This window comes from Pseudomonas sp. BJa3, from assembly GCF_026343815.1.
GTDB classification, from domain to species: Bacteria; Pseudomonadota; Gammaproteobacteria; order Pseudomonadales; family Pseudomonadaceae; genus Aquipseudomonas; species Aquipseudomonas soli.
Genome location: NZ_JAOXMC010000002.1, coordinates 345,575 through 364,045 on the forward strand (window position 1 = coordinate 345,575; position 18,471 = coordinate 364,045).

At 64.3% G+C, this 18,471-nt stretch carries 16 protein-coding genes; 7 read left to right on the forward strand and 9 right to left on the reverse strand.

All coding sequences use genetic code 11. The annotated features are described in order from the left end of the window. Positions 1-164 precede the first annotated feature (164 nt). Positions 165-1,874 carry a sulfatase-like hydrolase/transferase gene (locus OH705_RS03305; protein ID WP_267300966.1) on the forward strand — a complete coding sequence of 570 codons (1,710 nt, stop codon included), beginning with the start codon at positions 165-167 and terminating at the stop codon, positions 1,872-1,874. Between the two features lie 2 nt (positions 1,875-1,876). Here the strand turns inward: OH705_RS03305 and OH705_RS03310 are convergent, their stop codons facing one another. Then, positions 1,877-4,111, reverse strand: coding sequence for a TonB-dependent receptor (locus OH705_RS03310; RefSeq protein ID WP_267300968.1), 2,235 nt, complete (start codon positions 4,109-4,111; stop codon positions 1,877-1,879). Positions 4,112-4,218: 107 nt separating this feature from the next. Then, positions 4,219-5,166, reverse strand: a complete 948-nt coding sequence (locus OH705_RS03315) for a LysR substrate-binding domain-containing protein (RefSeq protein ID WP_267300969.1) — start codon at positions 5,164-5,166, stop codon at positions 4,219-4,221. A gap of 146 nt (positions 5,167-5,312) precedes the next feature. Between OH705_RS03315 and OH705_RS03320 the strand changes: the two genes are divergently transcribed. Together OH705_RS03320 and OH705_RS03325 are read left to right on the forward strand one after the other, a co-directional pair. Continuing rightward, positions 5,313-6,689, forward strand: a complete 1,377-nt coding sequence (locus OH705_RS03320; RefSeq protein WP_094011231.1) for an L-serine ammonia-lyase — start codon at positions 5,313-5,315, stop codon at positions 6,687-6,689. 114 nt (positions 6,690-6,803) lie between these two features. Continuing rightward, entirely contained in the window at positions 6,804-8,111 is a 1,308-nt protein-coding gene (locus OH705_RS03325) for a serine/threonine transporter (RefSeq protein ID WP_023631248.1), read from the forward strand. A gap of 71 nt (positions 8,112-8,182) precedes the next feature. Here OH705_RS03325 and OH705_RS03330 read toward each other — a convergent pair whose 3' ends face one another. The 3 genes from OH705_RS03330 to OH705_RS03340 all read right to left on the reverse strand — a co-directional run bounded on the left by OH705_RS03330 (position 8,183) and on the right by OH705_RS03340 (position 10,191). Next, a complete protein-coding gene (locus OH705_RS03330; RefSeq protein ID WP_023631249.1) occupies positions 8,183-8,638 on the reverse strand; it encodes a DUF1842 domain-containing protein in 456 nt (151 codons plus the stop codon). Positions 8,639-8,657: 19 nt separating this feature from the next. Then, positions 8,658-9,251, reverse strand: coding sequence for a DUF1842 domain-containing protein (locus OH705_RS03335; protein ID WP_094011233.1), 594 nt, complete (start codon positions 9,249-9,251; stop codon positions 8,658-8,660). 262 nt (positions 9,252-9,513) lie between these two features. Further along, positions 9,514-10,191, reverse strand: coding sequence for a DUF3313 domain-containing protein (locus tag OH705_RS03340; protein WP_267300973.1), 678 nt, complete (start codon positions 10,189-10,191; stop codon positions 9,514-9,516). A gap of 177 nt (positions 10,192-10,368) precedes the next feature. On the opposite strand from OH705_RS03340, the gene OH705_RS03345 reads away from it, so the two are divergent. Continuing rightward, positions 10,369-10,752: a type II toxin-antitoxin system RelE/ParE family toxin gene (locus OH705_RS03345; protein ID WP_046857798.1), complete on the forward strand. Its 384-nt coding sequence runs from the start codon at positions 10,369-10,371 to the stop codon at positions 10,750-10,752. Next, positions 10,733-11,038 carry a helix-turn-helix domain-containing protein gene (locus OH705_RS03350; RefSeq protein WP_046855774.1) on the forward strand — a complete coding sequence of 102 codons (306 nt, stop codon included), beginning with the start codon at positions 10,733-10,735 and terminating at the stop codon, positions 11,036-11,038. Before OH705_RS03345 ends, OH705_RS03350 begins: the two co-directional genes overlap by 20 nt. A 10-nt stretch (positions 11,039-11,048) precedes the next feature. Here the strand turns inward: OH705_RS03350 and OH705_RS03355 are convergent, their stop codons facing one another. The 3 genes from OH705_RS03355 to OH705_RS03365 form a co-directional block, all read right to left on the reverse strand. Next, positions 11,049-12,344 (reverse strand): NAD(P)/FAD-dependent oxidoreductase, encoded by a 1,296-nt coding sequence (locus OH705_RS03355; protein ID WP_267300978.1) that lies wholly within the window; start codon positions 12,342-12,344, stop codon positions 11,049-11,051. A 13-nt stretch (positions 12,345-12,357) separates the two neighbouring features. Next, positions 12,358-13,446, reverse strand: coding sequence for a polyamine ABC transporter substrate-binding protein (locus OH705_RS03360; protein ID WP_023631637.1), 1,089 nt, complete (start codon positions 13,444-13,446; stop codon positions 12,358-12,360). A gap of 128 nt (positions 13,447-13,574) precedes the next feature. Continuing rightward, complete coding sequence (locus tag OH705_RS03365) at positions 13,575-14,933, reverse strand: glutamine synthetase family protein (RefSeq protein WP_028689491.1); 1,359 nt, start codon at positions 14,931-14,933, stop codon at positions 13,575-13,577. Positions 14,934-15,097: 164 nt separating this feature from the next. On the opposite strand from OH705_RS03365, the gene OH705_RS03370 reads away from it, so the two are divergent. Beyond that, a complete protein-coding gene (locus OH705_RS03370) occupies positions 15,098-15,994 on the forward strand; it encodes a helix-turn-helix domain-containing protein (protein WP_023631636.1) in 897 nt (298 codons plus the stop codon). Between the two features lie 87 nt (positions 15,995-16,081). Here the strand turns inward: OH705_RS03370 and OH705_RS03375 are convergent, their stop codons facing one another. Continuing rightward, positions 16,082-17,467, reverse strand: coding sequence for an aldehyde dehydrogenase family protein (locus OH705_RS03375; RefSeq protein ID WP_267300981.1), 1,386 nt, complete (start codon positions 17,465-17,467; stop codon positions 16,082-16,084). Between the two features lie 105 nt (positions 17,468-17,572). Between OH705_RS03375 and ptrR the strand changes: the two genes are divergently transcribed. Next, complete coding sequence (gene ptrR, locus OH705_RS03380; RefSeq protein WP_110605112.1) at positions 17,573-18,448, forward strand: putrescine utilization regulator PtrR; 876 nt, start codon at positions 17,573-17,575, stop codon at positions 18,446-18,448. Positions 18,449-18,471: the final 23 nt, after the last annotated feature.

An 18,471-nucleotide genomic window follows, 5' to 3' on the forward strand; every position in this document is an offset into this window, starting at 1 on the left:
GCGTAATAAGCGGGTTGTGGACGATAGAGATAATCAACAACAGGTTGCGAGAGGTGCCAGATTCCGGTGTCGGTATGTCGTCGGAATTTTGACTTTTCTGCGTTGTGGTTTGTTTCACAGCTGCTACGGTTTGAGAAGAATTCCATGACCGGAGTGGCCGAAACATGCGCGGATGGATCAAGTTTTTACTGCTGTTGGTCTATCTGGCCAGCTTTCATGCCTATTACCGTGAGCGCATAGAAGCGTTGGGTATTGGCGTGCCGCTAGTGTTGTACTTGGGCGTGTTCGCGGTACTGGCCGTGGCGTTGCTGCTGGCGGCGTTCACTCGCCCAGGGTGGCTGCGCTGGGGCTTGGCCTTGGCGTTCACGATCAGCGCGATCTTCCTTGATGCTTATGACCGCATCACCGATTCGTACCTGACCTATAGCGCCTTCGTCTCCATGGTCTATGCGGGTGGTTTCGTGCAAGAGGCGCTGCAGCAATATCATTACGCCATAACCCTTGCAGCGGCACGGGCGCTGCTGTTGCTGCTGGGCATTGGCCTGCGCCCCGGGCCGACGCCGAAGCTGCCGCGCCTGCTGCCACCACTGGCGCCGGCACTGGCCTTGCTGGCGCTGGTCGCCATCCTGTTCGTGCGGGCCGGTGAGGGGGCCCGCGGGCTGCCGGTGATGTACACGCCGCTGGCCTACCTGAGCCTGTTCACCTACGAGACCCTGCAGGACCATGTCGGGCCACGCCAGCCCGTGACCCTTGCCCAGTCAGGCCGACCGATGGCGCGGGACATCGTGCTGCTGATCGACGAGAGCATTTCGGGCAACTACCTGGACCTGAACACCCCGGCCGGGGTCCCCAGCCATCTGGCCCAGGCCCAGCCCGGCGTGCAGATCGTCAATTTCGGCTACGCCGCCTCCATTGCCAACTGCAGTGCCGACACCAATGTCACCCTGCGCTATGGCGGCACCCGCGCCGACTACCTGCGCATCAACTCGACCCTGCCATCGATCTGGCAGTACGCCAAGCGCGCGGGCCTGGAGACGGTGTACATCGACGGGCAGCGCACGGGTGGCAATTTGCAGAACCTGATGACCGAAACCGAGAAGCGCGATATCGACCAGTTCATCCAGTTCGACGACACCCCCGTTGTGCAGCGCGACATGGCGGCGCTCGATCGGCTGGTGGCGCTGCTCAAGGATGCCAAGCCGCACCTGATCGTGGTGAACAAGGTCGGCGCCCACTTCCCGGTGCACGACAAATATCCGGACGACTTCCTCAAATACCAGCCCGCGTTGCCCCGGGGCCACTACGTGGATATCGCTGACACCGGCACCCGCGACGGTTTCGATGGCCGCCCGCAGGACTGGGTGCTGTACCGCAATGCCTACCAGAACACCGTGCTGTGGAGTGTCGGCGAATTCTTCCGCCGCCTGTTCGCCGAGGCCGACCTCAGTCAGGCCGTGGTGTTGTACACCTCCGACCATGGCCAGGACCTGCATGAGCGCGGCAACCCAGGGCTGAACACTCATTGCGACAGTGACCCGGTGCCGGAGGAGGGCCTGGTACCGCTGGTGGTGATCCAGGGGCAGGGCCTCAGGACACTGGATTGGGAAGGCAACCTGGCGGTGAACCGTAATGCCTCCAGCCATTACAACCTGTTCCCCACAATGCTGAAGCTGATGGGCTACGACGACAAGGCGGTCAGCGCGCTCTACGGGCAGTCGCTGGACATGCCGACCGACGATCCGTTCACCTTCAACGTGCGCTTCAATGCGCGCCTGGGGGCTAAGCCGGATTTCCGTCACATCGACCTGGGCCAGGTAGTCACCCCCGCCAGTGTCCTGGCGGGGCAACCAATGCCGGTAGGCAAGGCGGACTGACGTCAGAAGTCGATGCTGGCGGACAGCTGCACGGTGCGCGGCGCGCCCAGGCCCAGGCTGGTGAGCAGCGGCATGCCCCAGTAGGCCTTGTTGGTCACGTTCTCCACCGTGCCACGCAAAGTCACCGGGTGGTCGGCCACCTGCAGCCGGTAGCGGGCACCGACGTCGTAGATGGTGTAGCCGGGAATCGACTGGCTGTTGTCGTCGCTGATGTACTGCTTGGACACGGCCGTGGCGTTGGCGGTCAGGGTCAGGCCTTCGAGTACCGGGGTATCCCATTCCACGCCCAGCTTGCCCTGCAGTTTTGGCTGGCCGGTGGCGGTCTTGCCTTGCTCGGCGGGGTTCTCGGCCTTGGTCACCTTGGGATCGAGACGGGCCACGCCGCCCATCAGGCGCACATCGGCCACCGGTGTGCCGAAGAAGCTCCACTCGAGCCCGCGGTTACGTTGCTCGCCGCCGAAGGAGAACACTTTGGTTACCGGGTTGGTGAAGCTGCTGGGGCGTTCGATCTGGTACAGGCTCAAGGTGTGGGCGAAGTCACCGAGGTCGAGCTTGATGCCGACTTCCTTCTGCTTGGACTTGTACGGGGCGAACACCTGGCCGGCGTTGGGCGCGGTAAGCGGGGCGACGGCGCCTTTGCTCAGGCCTTCGATGTAGTTGGCGTACAGTGACACCTCGTTGGTGACCTTGACCAGCACCGCCGCCGCCGGGGTGGTGGCGCTTTCGTTGTAGCGACTGGTTTGCGCGCCGGTGTCGACATTGAAGCTGTCGGTCAGCACCTGCTGGCGGCGCACGCCCAGGGTGAGTTGCAGGCGCTCGTCGAGGAACGACAGGGTGTCGGCCAGGCCGTAGCTGCTCAGGCGTGATTCAGTGTGGGCGATGGCGGGGTAGCTCCTGGCGGCCTCCGGGCCCCAGACCGGGTGGTAGATGTTGGTGATCCACTCGGCCCCCGGAACGTTGCGCCGGCCATAGTCGCGCTGCTTGTCCGAGTAGTGCGTGGCATTGAGCGACCATTGGTGGCCGACGCCGAAGGTGTCGAAATGGCCACGCAGGCCGGCTTCGCCCGAGGTCTTTTCCAGGTCGATCTTCAACTGGCCCATGCGCGTCTCGAAGTCGCCGGCGGTGTTGAGCACCTCCGCGAGCATGGTGCCGCTGTACTTGTAGTCGGTCTTGCTGGTGCCGGCCGCGGCATAGGCCATGAGGTTGTCATTGAGGTCATATTCGCCGCGCACGATCACGCCCTTGTCGCGGGTCTGGACGAAGCCCCAGTCCGGGTTGAGCAGGGTGTCGGACTTCGGCGGTCTGGGCACCGGCACGCCCTCGGCCAGGCCGATACCGCGGTTCTGGCCTCTGACCCGGTCTTCGCTCTCGTAAAGGTCTGCGGACAGCCGCGCGCGCTCGCCACGCCAGTCCAGGCCCAGGGCATTGAGCTCGGCCTTCATGCGCTGGTGGTCGGTGGCGGTGTCGCCGTCGCGGTAGACGCTGTTGAAGCGCACGCCGAACTGTTGTTCCTCTCCGAAGCGACGGCCGACGTCCAGATGCCCGCCGAATTGCGCGTCCGACATGTAGGTGCCGGTGATCCGCGTCAGCGGTTCGGCGCCCGCGCGCTTGGGCACCAGGTTGATGCTGCCGGCCACCGAGCCGCCTGGCGGCATGCCGTTGAGCAGGGCGGACGGGCCCTTGAGCACCTCGACGCGCTCGAACATCTCGGGCGAGATCCGGTAGTAGGGCGCCATGCCGTACAGGCCGCCGATGCTCACGTCGCTGATGTTGGAGTTGAAGCCGCGGATCGAGTAGTTCTCGCTGTAGGTGCCCTTGAGGCCGTTGCTGAACACCGACGGGTCGGTGGCGGCGATCACATCGGTGATGGTCTGGGCCTGGGTGTCCTCGATGTATTTCTCGGTGTAGCTGATGGTGCTGAACGGCGTCTCCATGAAGTCCTTGTTGCCCAGCAGCCCGACCCGGCCGCCCGAGGCCACCTGGCCACCGGCGTAGACCGGCGGCAATGCACTGGGGGCGTCCAGGCTGCCCTCGATTCGCGTCTCAGTCAGCTCCAAGCTGCCGTTGGTCTGGTCCTGTCGGGATTTTTCCACTTCCTCGGTCTGCGCCGCAGTCACGTCCATGGACACGCCGCCCAGGCCAAGCAGCAAGGCCATGTGCACGGCGGTGAAAGTGCGATTGAGGTCGAAGTGGGGCACAGCCGGCTGCTGCGCCGGGCTGACACGTTGTTGCGACATGCTGGATTCCTTTCGATTCGCAAGTAAGTGAAGGCATTCACTAGGGATTCCGAATCAGAAAGGTAAAACCTCAATGCTAATCGTTATCATTCCAGGAGGTATTGGTCTTAAGTCGCCGGCAGTGCCAGTGGGTGCATGGCGCGAAAGCTCTGCGCCTCTTCCACCATCCAGTCATGCACCGCCCGCGCCCCAGGCTGGCTCAACCCGCCCGGGGGATACAGCAGCACATAACGCTTGTGGTTGGCGATCGGCACCCCGAACGGCACGATCAGCGCGCCGCGCTCCAGTTCGTCGTTGAGCAGGGTGCGCCGGGCGATGGCCACGCCGACACCGGCGATGGCGGCCTCGATGGTCAGGTGGTTGCGGTTGAACGTGTGCCCACGGCGCACGTCCAGCCCACTGGCGCCGATGCCGTCGAGGTAGAACTCCCATTCGGCGTATTCCGAGCTGCCGCGCCAGGCGGTGATGTCATGCAGCAGCGGGTAGTGGGCCAGGCCGGCCGGCCCGTGCAGGGGCGGGCGACCACGCAGCAGGGCAGGTGAGCACACCGGGAAGATCTGCTCGTCGAGCAGAGGCGTGGAGAGCATCCCCGGATAGCTGCCATCGTTGAGGTCGATGGCCAGGTCGAAGTCTTCCGGGTGCAGCGCCTGGTTGCTGTCCTCGGCCACCAGGCGCAGCTCGATGTCCGGATAGCGTTGCTGGAATCGCGGCAGGCGCGGGGTCAGCCACTTGGCCAGGAACGAGGGAATCGAACGCAGGCGCAAGGTGCCGCGGATCTCGCCGGCATCCAGGCGCAACAGCTCGGCCTCGATGCTGCCGTAGGCTTCGGCCACGGTCTGCGCCAGGCGTTGGCCTTCGGCGGACAACTCGACGCCGCGAGCACGGCGCAGGAACAGGCGAAAGCCCAGGCGCTCCTCGAGCTGGCGCATCTGCTGGCTGACCGCTCCGGGGGTGATGTGCAGCTCTTCGGCGCAGCGGGTGAACGACAGGTGTCGCGCCGCACAGGAGAACACGTGCAGCCAGACGAACACCTGGCCATTCAATGGCCCTTTCATTGTTTAGTCCTGCTAAAGGCTTGTGTAGGAAGTTTCGTTGGTCAAGCTGGCCTGAGCGCGGCAGTATCGCGCAACTTGGCAATACCGCTCAAATTTTTTGGAGAGCCGTGGCGTGTCGCAGATCGCCGCCACGGTCAGGCATTAGCATGGCTATCAGTGTTTTCGACCTTTTCAAGATTGGCATCGGCCCGTCCAGCTCCCACACCGTCGGCCCCATGCGCGCCGCGGCGACCTTTGCCCAGGCCCTGCGCGAGCGCAGCTTGCTGGCCCAGGTTCGGCGGGTCGAAGTACGCCTTTATGGTTCGCTGTCGGCCACCGGGGTCGGGCATGCCACCGACCGTGCCTGCCTGTTGGGGCTGATGGGCCAGTGGCCGGACCGGATCGACCCGCACAGCATCGAGCCACGCATCGACCAGTTGATGCAGGAGCAATGCCTGATGCTCGACGGCAGTCATCCGGTCGACTTCCAGTTCAGCCGCGACATGCGCCTGCTGGACGAAAGCCTGGCCTACCATCCCAATGCGATGACCCTGGAAAGCTTCGACGAGCAGGGCAGCCAGTTCAGCCAGACCTATTTTTCAGTGGGCGGCGGCTTCATCGTCGAACAAGCTGAGATCGATGCGCCTTCGAGCGACGAAGGCCTGGTCGAACTGCCTTACGAGTTTTCCAGCGGTGCCGAACTACTGGCCCTGTGCAAGGCCCACAACCTCAGCGTCAGTCAGTTGATGCTGGCCAACGAGTGCGCCTGGCGCCCGGAAAATGAAGTCCGCGAAGGCCTGTTGAAGATCTGGGCGGCGATGGGCGAGTGCGTCGACAACGGCCTGCGCAACGAAGGCATCCTGCCGGGCGGGCTCAAGGTCAAGCGCCGGGCGGCGCGCCTGCACCGCAGCCTGCAGGAGGTGGGCAAGCCGAACGTGATCGGCTCGACCCTCAGCGCCATGGAGTGGGTCAACCTGTTCGCCCTGGCGGTCAACGAAGAGAACGCCGCCGGCGGGCGCATGGTCACCGCGCCCACCAACGGCGCAGCCGGCATCATCCCGGCGGTGCTGCACTACTACATGAAATTCAACCCCGGCGCCTGTGACGACGATGTGGTGGCGTTTCTCCTGGCCGCTGCCGCAGTGGGCATCCTGTGCAAGAAGAACGCTTCGATTTCCGGCGCCGAAGTCGGTTGCCAGGGTGAAGTGGGCTCGGCCTGCTCGATGGCTGCCGCAGGGCTCGCCGAGGTGCTTGGCGCGACCCCGCCGCAACTGGAAAACGCCGCTGAGATCGCTCTGGAGCACAACCTCGGGCTGACCTGCGACCCGGTGGGGGGGCTGGTGCAGATCCCGTGCATCGAGCGCAATGCGATTGCCGCGGTGAAGGCCATCAACGCCGTGCAGATGGCCTTGCGTGGCGACGGCGAGCACTTCATCTCCCTCGACCGGGTGATCCGCACCATGCGCGATACCGGCGCGGACATGCACGCCAACTACAAGGAAACCTCCCGCGGCGGCCTGGCCGTCGCGTTCGTCGAGTGCTGAAAAACAAGCGCTGACTGCGTGGGGGCGGGCGTGCTCCCACAACGTGCCGCAAAACCTGATTGAACCTGCAACACCCGCTGTACCTGCGACAAAAACAACTACAAGGCGATACCCATGACTGATGTACAAAGCACCACGAGCGTTCGTGCGCATTCGGCTGCCCCGGCTTCGGCCAGTGGCTCGACCACCTGGAACCGCCACGACACTACCTGGGCCCTGGGCCTGTATGGCACGGCGATCGGCGCCGGCACCCTGTTCCTGCCGATCAACGCCGGGGTCGGGGGCTTCTGGCCGCTGCTGATCCTGGCGCTGCTGGCCTTTCCCATGACCTTCTTCGCCCACCGCGCCCTGACGCGCTTCGTGCTGTCCGGGCGCAAAGGTGGCAACGAGGACATCACCGAGGTGGTGGAGGAGCATTTCGGCGTGGGTGCCGGCAAGCTCATCACCTTGCTGTACTTCTTCGCCATCTTCCCGATCCTGCTGGTCTACAGCGTGGCATTGACCAATACCCTGACCAGCTTCTTCGAGCACCAGCTGCACATCGGCGCGCCGCCCCGAGCGCTGTTGGCATTACTGCTGATCTGCGGGTTGATGATCGTGGTGCGCTGCGGCCAGCAGATCATCGTCAAGGCCATGAGCGTGCTGGTGTATCCCTTCGTCGCCTCCTTGCTGCTGCTGGCGCTGAGCCTGATCCCCAACTGGAACGGCGCATTCTTCGCCCAGGCCAACGAGGGCATCAGCGCCTCGAAGCTGTTGCTGACCTTGTGGCTGGCGATTCCGGTGATGGTGTTCTCGTTCAACCATTCGCCGATCATCTCGGCCTTCGCCGTCGACCAGAAGCACCGCTATGGCCATGATGCCGACCGCAAGAGTGGCCGGACCTTGGCCACGGCCCATGTGATGATGGTGCTGACAGTGATGTTCTTCTGCTTCAGCTGCGTGCTGGCCCTGAGCCCGGCGGACCTGGCTGCGGCCAAGGCGCAGAACATCTCGATCCTGTCGTACCTGGCCAACCACTTCCAGACCCCGGTGATCGCCTTCGTCGCGCCACTGATCGCGCTGGTGGCAATCACCAAGTCTTTCCTCGGCCACTACATCGGTGCCAGCGAAGGCTTCCAGGGCATGATCGTCAAGAGCCTGCGTGGGCGCGGCAAGACCTGGCCGGCCAAGCGCCTGGAGCGCGCCACCGCGTTGTTCATGCTGGTGACCTGCTGGGCGGTGGCGACCCTGAACCCGAGCATCCTCGGGCTGATCGAGAGCCTCGGTGGGCCGGTGATCGCCTGCCTGCTGTTCCTGATGCCGATGTACGCGGTACAGAAGGTACCAGCGTTGCGCCAGTACTCGGGCAAGCTGTCGAATGTGTTCGTGGTGCTGATCGGCTTGACCACGCTGTCGGCGATCGCCTACAGCTTCATGGCCTGACCTAAGACGCGGGGCAAGCCCGCTCCCACGTGAACGCGTGGGGGGAGGACTTGCCCCGCGGACCGTTCAGATCAGACGCTTTCCAGGTGCCTGATCGCGGCCTTCAGGCGCTCCGCTGGTTGCGGTTGATCCTGGTGGGTGATGTCCGGCGCCTTGCGCACGCGGCCATGCTGGTCGACCCAATGGCCGTTGATGAAGTAGCGGTAGCTGGCGGTGCCGGCATTCCAGCCCTGGTCGAGCAAACCCTGCAGGTGGAAGGTCTGGGCAATCTGGCTGAGTGGGCCGCTTGGGCTGCCATCCAGGTGCAGGACAATCGACGGGCTACCCGCAGGCGCGAACGGCAGTTCGCTGTAGCCACCCCACACCTTGGCCTGGAACACCTGAACCGGATGCGTGGCCCGGATGATGGAAGCCCTGCCTGTAACCTTCTTCTGCACGGTATTCACCAGCAGGTCGAGGGTCAGGATCGGTGCGCCGAGCAGCCCGTTGCTGACGTTCAGGCGGGTATGAAAAAGTCCGAAGGACATGCTGATTCTCCTTGTCTGCTCAGGCTTTCTTGGCGGCCTTGGCGGCCGGGCTTTTGGTCGAGGCGAGGGCCTGTTCCAGGGCTTTGCCCACGGCACCGCTGGTCAGATGCTTGATTTGCGCGACATCACCGGTGGCGATCACTGCCTCCACGGTGGCGTTGTGCAGTTCGGTCGTCAGGTCGACGTTCGCCAGCGTCTGGATGCGCTTGAGCTCCAGCACGACGGGTACGTTGTCCACCTCGATCCAGCGCTGGCCGTTGTAGTAGCGGTAGCTGGCCGTGCCTTTCTGCCAGTCCTGGTCGAGCAGCGCGCGCAGTTCGAACTGTTCCGGCGAGTTGGCGTGTGGGCCGCCATGGTTGCCACGCACCGTCAGCAGGATCTTGCCTTCGCTTGGCGGCTGCACGGTGAGGTAGCTATAGGTGCCCCAGACATCCAGCGCCAGCTCCAGCGGTGGGTTGGTGGTCTGGGTGATCAGCGCGTGGCCGTTGACGCTGCGGTCTGGCGTGTAGACCAGCAGGTCGAGCTGCAGGCGCGGGGCACCTGGCGCGTTGGTACCAATGAGGTAGGACACCGGGAAAAGACCTTCCGACGGTGCGAGCAGCGATTCAGACATGATTGCCTCCGTTGCATTCGATGAATGAAAAACCAATAGCCATTGCGGCGCAGGCGGGCGAAGCGGCGGAGGAGGTGGGAGACCGGGCGGGGAGAACAGGCTTGCCCGGTGCGAGCAGCTGTTGGCAGCCGGCTTGTGCAGCCATCCCTGGTACGCGGTGCCGCCTGCCTGGCAGCCCGCTTGAGTTAAGCAGGCCGGCCAGGCAGTGATGGCATTTTTACAGCATGGCCGACGGGCGGTCGCGCATTGACCATTTGGTCACTTACTTGGCTTTCTGCTGCAGGGCCACGAAGCTGCGGCGCATGTCGCTGGCCCAGCCATCGAGCACCGGTTTGACGTCGTTCAGGGTCAGCTGCGTGGTGTCGTTCTCCAGGTCCTTGCCACTGCCCTTGCGCACCACCTGGGCCAGCACATTCTGGCTGGCGCCATCGAGGAAGGCCGCTTCCACGGCGATGTCCACGGCCTGGTCGCGGCCTCCGGCGGCGGTATTGACCGCTGCGGCGACCAGGGCGATGGGGATCACTTCATAGGGCTTGAGGCCTTCGGTGCTGGTAGAGACCGCAGTGATCGCCGGGCGCACCACGATGGTATTCGGGCCGGGCTCCTTGACCAGGGTAAGCACGCTGCCCAGTTCGCGACGCATCGCTTCGTTGAAGTAGCGGGTGATCTCTTGCAGGGTCTGCGCCGAGATCACGTTGGTCGGCTGCGGCTTTGGGTAGAACTGGCTCGGTTCGATGAACACCTTGGTGTACTGGCTGGCCTTCACGTCCGGGTCGATCCAGCGCATGACCGGCGCCCCGGAGATGCTTTCGGCCGGCTTCAGGCGGCTGTAGTCCTTGAGAAACCCGGAGTAGTCCTTGGGATCGACCCGGTTGCTGGAGCAGGCACCCAGGGCCAGCAGAGCAGCGCACAGCAGGGTAGTGCGAGGCAGGTGCTTCATGATGACGAGGTCCATGAGGGAAGGGGCCAGAACAACGCTAGCAGGTGGTGGGCCGAAGGCCAGCGTTCGGGTGTCGACGGTTGCCGTTTCCCACCAATCAACCTGATTGGGCTGACTATCCATTCATCACTGAAAGTAGCAAAGTATGCCCTTTACGGGTATGTTTGAGTGCCGATCATGGATGTCTACAAGCGTAGGGAGTTTGCCCGCTGGCAAGCCAGGGAGTGCGTGCCGGACCACCTGCTCTGTCGGGCAGTCGCTGAAATGCAGAGTGGGTTGGTTGACGCGAGTCTTGGCGGTTTGTTGTTCAAGAAGCGCATTGCTGGCCTTTGCAGTGGCAAGCGGGGTGGTTACCGCACTCTACTGTCGGCTCGTATAGGCGATCGATATGTGTTCCTGCATGGATTCGCCAAAAGCGACCTGGCCAATGTCACGCCGGCCGAGCAAAAGGCCCTGCAGTTTACCGGCAAGGTATTTCTGGAATTATCACCCCACGCCCTGGCCAAGGCATTGGGCTGCGGGGTATTGATGGAGGTCCACTGTGACCAGCAAACTCATTGAGTCATTGCGTGCCGACCTGTCGGCCCTGGAACAGGCCGGTGCTGTCGGCAAGGTTACGCTTAGGGATTTCGAGGCGATCTGCCCGGCTCCGGTGCGAGCGTTCACTGCCCAGGACATCCGCCACCTGCGTGAAGCCCTTAACTTCAGCCAACCGGTGTTCGCCCTGCACCTGCACACCAGCGCATCGACAGTGCGCAAATGGGAGCAGGGCGAAACACGCCCGGCCGGGCCGGCCTTGAAGCTGCTGAACATCATTGCCGACAAGGGGCTGCAGGCCATCCTTTGACGGTGGGCCGTCAGCCCAGCGCCTCGCGCAAGCGATACCACAGCATCCCCAGCGCCAGCAGCGGCGAGCGCAGTGCCTTGCCGCCGGGGAAGGTCAGGTGCGGCACCGCGCGGAACACATCGAAGCCGTGGCTTTGCTCGGTGGCGATGGCTTCGGCGAGCAGTTTCGCGGTCCAGTGGGTGACGTTCAGGCCATGCCCGGAGTAGCCCTGGGCATAGAACACGTTGGGGTGCTGGCTGAGCCGGCCGACCTGGGGGAAGCGGTTGGCGGTGATGCCGATCATGCCGCCCCATTGGTAGTCCAGGCGCACCTCGGCCAGTTGCGGGAACACCTTGAGCACCTTGGGCCGCATGTAGGCACCGATGTCCTTGGGGTCACGGCCGGAATAGTGGCAGGCGCCACCGAACAGCAGGCGGTTGTCGGCGGTCAGGCGGTAGTAGTCCAGGCCCACTTTCTGGTCGCACAGCGCCATGTTCTGCGGGATCAGTGTACGCGCCAGGTCTTCGGGCAGCGGCTCGGTCGCCACCACGTAGCTGCCCGCCGGCAGCACCTTGCCAGTCAAGCGTGGCTCTAGTTCGTCAAGGTGGGCGTTGCAGCCGAGTACCAGGCTCTGCGCGCGCACCTGGCCGCGGGCGGTGTGCAGGGTGACCGTACTGCCATGTTCTATGCGCAGTACCGGGCTCTGCTCGAAGATGCGCACTCCCAGGCCATGGGCGGCGCGGGCTTCGCCCTGGACCAGGTCGAGCGGGTGCAGATGGCCCGAGCCCATGTCGACCAGGCCGCCGGCGTACAGGGCGCTGGCGACGATCTCGTGCATGCGCTCAGGGCCGACCAGGCGGGTCTCGTGCGGGTAGCCCAGTTCGGCGAGGTCGCGTTGCTCGTCCTCGAATGCGGAGAACTGGGCAGGGGTGTTGGCCAGCTCGCAGAACCCCCAGCGCAGGTCGCAGTCGATGCCATATTGCGCGATACGGCGGGCGACCAGCGCCACCGAGTCGATCCCGGCCTGCTTGAGGTAACGCACGCCGTCCTGGCCGACGTGCCGGGCAAAGCCCGAGACGTCATGGCCGATGCCGCGGATCAGTTGCCCGCCATTGCGCCCGCTGGCGCCCCAACCGATGCGGCGAGCCTCCAGCAGGATCACCGAGAGGCCGCGTTCGGCCAGCTCCAGGGCCGCGTTGACCCCGGTCAGGCCACCGCCGACCACGCAGACATCGGCCTGCAGGTCCTGGTCGAGCGCGGGGTAGGTCGCCGCCTGGCGCGCCGAGGCGGCGTAGTAGGAGGCAGTGTGTTCAGTCATGTGAGGCATGGGTGTGCTCGGCTCAGCGATTGGACTTGATCTTGCTCCAGGAGCGGGTCATCTGCCGCAGGATCGGCGGGCTCTGCATGCTCGAGACATACAGTTTGTCCAGCACCTCCTGGGGCGGGTAGATCTCGGGGTTGTCGACCAGCGCCGGGTCCATGTCGGCCTTGGCGTCAGGGTTGGCGTTGGCATAGCCGACCGTGGCACTGACCTTGGCGATCACCTTGGGGTCGAGCAGGTAGTTGATGAAGGCCAGGGCCTGCTCGGGGTTCTTGGCGTCCTTGGGGATGGCCAGCAGGTCGAACCACAGGTTGCTGCCTTCCTTGGGAATGCTGTAGGCGACCTTGACGCCGTTGCCGGCCTCTTCGGCGCGGTGCGCGGCCTGCAGTACGTCGCCGGAGTAGCCGAAGGCGATGCAGACATCGCCATTGGCCAGGTCCGATACGTACTTGGAGGAATGGAAGTAGGTGATGTACGGGCGCAGCTCCAGCAGGCGGGCCTCGGCTTTTTTGTAGTCATCGGCCTTCTCGCTGCGCGGGTTCATTCCCAGGTAGTTGAGCATGGCGGGGTAGAGCTCGTCGGGCGAGTCCATGAACGCCACGCCGCACTGCTTGAGCTTCTTCAGGTTCTCGGCTTCGAACAGCACGGCCCAGGAGTCGATCCTGTCGATGCCCAGCACCGCCTTGACCTTGTCGACGTTGTAGCCGATGCCGTTGGTCCCCCAGAGGTACGGTACGGCGTACTGGTTGCCCGGGTCGTTCTGCTCCAATTGCTTGAGCAGTTTCGGGTCCAGGTGCCGCCAGTTCGGCAGCTTGCTGCGGTCCAGCGGCAGGAACGCGCCGGCCTGGGCCTGGCGCGCGAGGAAATGGTTGGAGGGCACGACCACGTCGTAGCCGGTGCGCCCGGCAAGCAGCTTGCCCTCCAGGGTTTCGTTGGAGTCGAACACGTCATAGACCACCTTGATCCCGCTGCTGGCCTGGAAGTCGGCCAGGGTGGTGTCACCGATATAGTCGGTCCAGTTGTAGACGCTCACCGTCGGCTGGGCCTGGACGGCAGCGCCGAACAGCAGGGCGAAGGTTGCGGGGATCAAAGCTTGCGGATGACGCATGTCGACACCTCGTTGGTCTTGTTCTTCGAGTTCGGTGGTGTAGGGGCTGCTTTGCAGCCCATCGCCGGTAAGCCTGCTCCCACAGGCATCATGTTTCTGCTGTGGGATCTGGCCTGCCAGACAGCGGATCAGACGCTCAACAGCAGGAACTCGCGTTCCCACGAGCTGATCACGCGCTTGAAGTTCTCATGCTCGGCGCGCTTGACCGCGACGTAGCCCTGGACGAACTGCTGCCCGAGGTACTGCTGCACCTTTTCGCAGTCTTCCATGTGCTGCAACGCGTCCTCGATGGTGATCGGCAGGCGCAGGTTGCGTCGCTCATAGGCGCGGCCCTGTACCGGGGCGCTGGGCTCGAGTTTCTCGACCATGCCGATGTAACCGCACAACAGGCTCGCGGCGATGGCCAGGTAGGGGTTGGCGTCGGCGCCCGGCAAACGGTTTTCCACGCGCATCGCTTCGGGGCTCGAGGTTGGCACGCGCAGGCCGGCGGTACGGTTTTCCTCACCCCATTCGACGTTCACCGGCGCCGAGGTGTCGGGCAGGAAGCGGCGGAACGAGTTGACGTTCGGCGCGAACATCGGCAGCAGCTTGGGGATGTACTTCTGCAGGCCGCCGATATGGTGCAGGAACAGCTCGCTCATGCTGCCGTCGTCATTGGCGAAGATCGGCTTGCCGGTGGCGATGTCGACCACGCTCTGGTGCAGGTGCATGGCGCTGCCCGGCTCGTCGGTGATCGGCTTGGCCATGAAGGTGGCGGTGACGTTGTGCTTGAGCGCCGCCTCGCGCATCGTGCGCTTGAACACGGTGATCTGGTCGGCCAGGTCCAGGGCGTCGCCGTGGCGGAAGTTGATCTCCATCTGCGCCGGGCCGTCTTCATGGATCAGCGTGTCGAGGTCCAGGCCCTGGATTTCGCACCAGTCGTAGACGTCCTCGAACAGCGGGTCGAATTCGTTGGCGGCATCGATGGAAAACGACTGACGGCCACTTTCGGCGCGGCCCGAGCGGCCCAGCGGCACTTGCAGCGGCAGGTCAGGGTCCTCGCAGCGCTGGGTCAGGTAGAACTCCATCTCCGGCGCGACGATCGGCTGCCAGCCCTTGTCGGCATACAGCTTGAGCACTTTCTTCAGCACGTTGCGCGGCGACAGCTCGATCGGGTTGCCCTGCTTGTCGAAGGTGTCGTGGATGACGATCGCGGTCGGTTCGATGGCCCAGGGGATCTGGTACACCGCCGTGGGGTCGGGGCGGCAGACCATGTCGATGTCGGCGGCGTCGAGCAGACTGTAGTAGATGTCGTCATCGACATAGTCGCCGGTGACGGTCTGCAGCAGCACGCTTTCGGGCAGGCGCATGCCGCGCTCATGGAGGAACTTGGCGGTCGGGGCGATCTTGCCGCGGGCGATGCCGGTCAGGTCGCTGATCACGCATTCGACTTCGGTGATCCGGTGTTCTTTCAGCCAGGTGGACAGCTGATCGAAGGGGGCGTTCATACAAACCTCTTGGTTGGGTAGTTGTGGTGGGACGCAAGGCGTTGAGTGCCGAGGGGCACTTCCCACAGGTGACGCTGAGGACTATCTTGGTCGCTGCGCCCCAGGGCGATCTATCCACTTTCTTCGGCAACGAATGCACCAAAAGAGTGCAACTAGGACAGCGCGTGACAACGCCAACCGCCTTGCAGGTCCAGCATTACCGCACCACCGATGTGACCGAACAGACCCGCGCCACCCCCGGCTGGCAGCAGCAATACCGACAGATGTCCCCCGGGCATTTCAACGGTCAGTTGCGCTGGCTGGGCCTTGATGGCGTGGAGGTGTACGAAGAGCGCCTGAACACCCGGGTCGAGCAGTTCTTTCGCGCCCCCAGCGGCGCCCTGGCGTTCTGCTTCGACCGCAGCGAAAACAGCCTCTACCTGCTCAATGAAGACAGCCGCAATATCTGGATCACCCCGGAGAACTACCAGGAGGTGGCGGTGGTGTTCGAGCAGCCGTTTTTGGCCAGCCACGGCCTCGACCTGGAACGCCTGCGCGGCTTGTTCATGGTGCCGTTGACCTGCCAGCAGAACGCCTTGTTCGGCAACTGGCTGAGTGCCACGCTCACCCAGCTGGGCCAGGCCGATTGCCCGCTGGAGGGCGGGGCGTTGCGCGAGCAGTTGCTGGAGGACTGCCTGTTCATCCTCGACAACGCCGGGCAGCATCTGCAGGGGGATGCGCTGGGGCGGCGCGACGAGGAGCGGGCGATCATGCGTCGGGTCAGCGAGTGGGCCGCCGACTGCCCTGACGAAACCCTCAACCTGCTGCAGCTGGCCAAGGTCGCCGGGGTTTCCGTGCGTCAGTTGCAGCAAGCCTTCAAGGGTTTCACCAACCTGCCACCGGCGCATTGGTTGCGCCTGCGTCGCCTGAACGGCGCGCGGCGTGACCTGCTGGTGGGTGACGCAACCGTGGCCGAGGTGGCGATGCGCTGGTCGTTCTGGCACCTGGGGCGGTTTTCCGAAAGCTACCGGCAGCTGTTTCGCGAACTGCCGAGCGAGACGCTTCGGCGCTGCAAGAGCTGATGGAAGTCGAGCCCTTCGTGGGTGAAAATCTGCGCCCGTTGCCTCAGCTTGCTTGCCCCTGCCTGGTTGCAGGGGCTAGCTGGCAGATCAGTTGCGATCCAGCCATACCGTCTGGGCATTGGTGAACTCGCGCACGCCGAAGTGCGACAGCTCGCGGCCAAAGCCACTTTTCTTCACGCCACCGAACGCCACACGGGGGTCGGATGCGCAGTAGCCGTTGATGAACACGCCGCCGGTGTCCAGCACGGCGGTCATGCGCTCGGCCAAGGCATAGTCGGCGGTGTAGATGGTCGCGGCCAGGCCGAATTCGCTGTCGTTGGCCAGCGCCACGGCATGGTCGGCGTCGCGGGCGCTGATGATCGCCGCCACCGGGCCGAACAGCTCCTGCTTGAAGGCGGTCATGTCCGGGGTGACGTCGGCGAATACGGTCGGCTCGTAGAAGTTGGCCGCGCCTTCGACCTTCTTACCCCCCAGCAGCAGGGTGGCGCCTTCGGCGAGGGTCGCCTGGACCTGCCCGTCGAGTTCATCGCGCAGGTCGTAGCGGGCCATCGGGCCGATGTAGGTGGCGTCGTCCAGCGGATTGCCCAAGGTCAACGCACGGGTGGCCTCGACGAACTTGTGGGTGAACGCCTCGACAATGCTTTCTTCGACAATCAGGCGCTTGGCGGCGGCGCAGACTTGGCCGGTGTTCTGGTAGCGACCGATCACGGCGGCCTTCACCGCGGCATCGAGGTCGGCATCGGCCAGTACGATGAACGGATCGGAGCCGCCCAGCTCCAGCACGCACTTCTTCAGCGCCGCGCCCGCTTGCGCACCGATGGCCATGCCGGCGCGCACGCTGCCGGTCAGGGTGATGGCGGCGATGCGCGGGTCGTTGATGGCGCGGGTGACGCCGTCCGGAGTGACATTGAGCACCTCGAACACGCCTTCAGGCAGACCGGCGCGTTTGAACAGGTCGGCCAGCAGGTAGGCGCTGCCCATCACGTTGGGCGCGTGCTTGAGCACGTAAGTGTTGCCCGCCAGCAGCGCCGGCACCGCGCCGCGCAGCACTTGCCAGACCGGGAAGTTCCACGGCATCACGGCGAGGATCGGGCCCAGCGGTCGGTATTCGATACGGGCCTTGTCGATCTGGGTCGGCTCCGGCGCCAGCATGGCCGGGCCATGTTCGGCGTACCACTGGCACAGGCCGACACACTTGCTGACTTCACCGCGGGCCTGGCTGATCGGCTTGCCGATCTCGCGGGCGATCATCTGCGCGAAGGCCTCGGCGTTGGCTTGCAGGGCCTGCCCGAGCGCGACCAGGTACTCGCTGCGCTGACCCAGCGACACTTGGCGCCACTGGCTGTAGCCTGCCTTGGCGCGTTGCAGCGCCGCGTCCAGTGCGGCGTCGGTGTCGAAGGCGTAATGGCCGATCCGTTCGCCGCTGTAGGGGTCGACGGAGATGGCGTGGGTCAGGCTGCTGATCTCGCTCATGGCAGGACTCTCATTGTTCTGATGGGGTGAGCGCAGACTAGTGGTGGCGCGCTTTAATGAAAACTGAATAATAATGAGCGAAACATTCACGTTTGGAGAATGACTGTGGACCTGGTGCAACTCGAGATGTTCAAGGCCGTGGCCGAGCACGGCAGCATCAGCGCCGCCGCCCAGCAGATCCATCGGGTGCCGTCGAACCTGACCACCCGTATCAAGCAATTGGAGGAGGACCTGGGCGTCGAGCTGTTCATCCGCGAGAAGAGCCGCCTGCGCCTGTCGCCGGCCGGCTGGAACTTCCTCGAGTACACCCGGCGCATCCTCGACCTGGTACACGAGGCGCGCCTGACCGTGGCGGGGGAGGACCCGCAGGGCACTTTTGCCCTTGGTTCGCTGGAAAGCACTGCCGCAGTACGTATCCCGGCCTTGCTGGCGGCCTACAACCAGCGTTATCCGAAGGTCGACCTGGACCTGTCCACCGGGCCGTCGGGGACCATGCTCGAAGGGGTGTTGTCCGGGCGCCTGGTGGCGGCTTTCGTCGATGGACCGGTGCTGCACCCGACGCTGGAAGGCATGCCGGTGTTCGAGGAGGAGATGATGGTCATCGCGCCGCTCAACCACCCGCCCGTGACCCGTGCCCGTGACGTCAACGGCTCGAGCATCTACGCTTTTCGCGCCAACTGCTCGTACCGCCACCACTTCGAAAGCTGGTTCGTCCATGACCAGGCGGTGCCGGGCAAGATCCACGAGATGGAGTCTTACCACGGCATGCTCGCCTGCGTCAGTGCAGGCGCAGGCCTGGCGATGATGCCGCGCAGCATGCTCGACAACATGCCGGGGTGCAGCACGGTCAGTGCCTGGCCGATGGCCGAGGACTTCCGCTATCTCAAGACTTGGCTGGTGTGGCGGCGGGGCACGGTGTCGCGCAGCTTGAGCATGTTCATCAAGTTGCTTGACGAACGTCGTGAGCTGCCCTCGGCTTGAAGGGCAGCGCCACCCGGATTAAC

Coding starts and splice junctions, on each gene's coding strand:
- OH705_RS03335 (WP_094011233.1), bottom strand. CDS start 9,251: ATGTCTGAATCGCTGCTCGCACCGTCGGAAGGTCTTTTCCCGGTGTCC.
- OH705_RS03315 (WP_267300969.1), bottom strand. CDS start 5,166: ATGAAAGGGCCATTGAATGGCCAGGTGTTCGTCTGGCTGCACGTGTTC.
- OH705_RS03305 (WP_267300966.1), top strand. CDS start 165: ATGCGCGGATGGATCAAGTTTTTACTGCTGTTGGTCTATCTGGCCAGC.
- OH705_RS03375 (WP_267300981.1), bottom strand. CDS start 17,467: ATGAGCGAGATCAGCAGCCTGACCCACGCCATCTCCGTCGACCCCTAC.
- OH705_RS03365 (WP_028689491.1), bottom strand. CDS start 14,933: ATGAACGCCCCCTTCGATCAGCTGTCCACCTGGCTGAAAGAACACCGG.
- OH705_RS03310 (WP_267300968.1), bottom strand. CDS start 4,111: ATGTCGCAACAACGTGTCAGCCCGGCGCAGCAGCCGGCTGTGCCCCAC.
- OH705_RS03320 (WP_094011231.1), top strand. CDS start 5,313: ATGGCTATCAGTGTTTTCGACCTTTTCAAGATTGGCATCGGCCCGTCC.
- OH705_RS03330 (WP_023631249.1), bottom strand. CDS start 8,638: ATGTCCTTCGGACTTTTTCATACCCGCCTGAACGTCAGCAACGGGCTG.
- OH705_RS03355 (WP_267300978.1), bottom strand. CDS start 12,344: ATGCCTCACATGACTGAACACACTGCCTCCTACTACGCCGCCTCGGCG.
- OH705_RS03360 (WP_023631637.1), bottom strand. CDS start 13,446: ATGCGTCATCCGCAAGCTTTGATCCCCGCAACCTTCGCCCTGCTGTTC.
- OH705_RS03345 (WP_046857798.1), top strand. CDS start 10,369: ATGGATGTCTACAAGCGTAGGGAGTTTGCCCGCTGGCAAGCCAGGGAG.
- OH705_RS03340 (WP_267300973.1), bottom strand. CDS start 10,191: ATGAAGCACCTGCCTCGCACTACCCTGCTGTGCGCTGCTCTGCTGGCC.
- OH705_RS03325 (WP_023631248.1), top strand. CDS start 6,804: ATGACTGATGTACAAAGCACCACGAGCGTTCGTGCGCATTCGGCTGCC.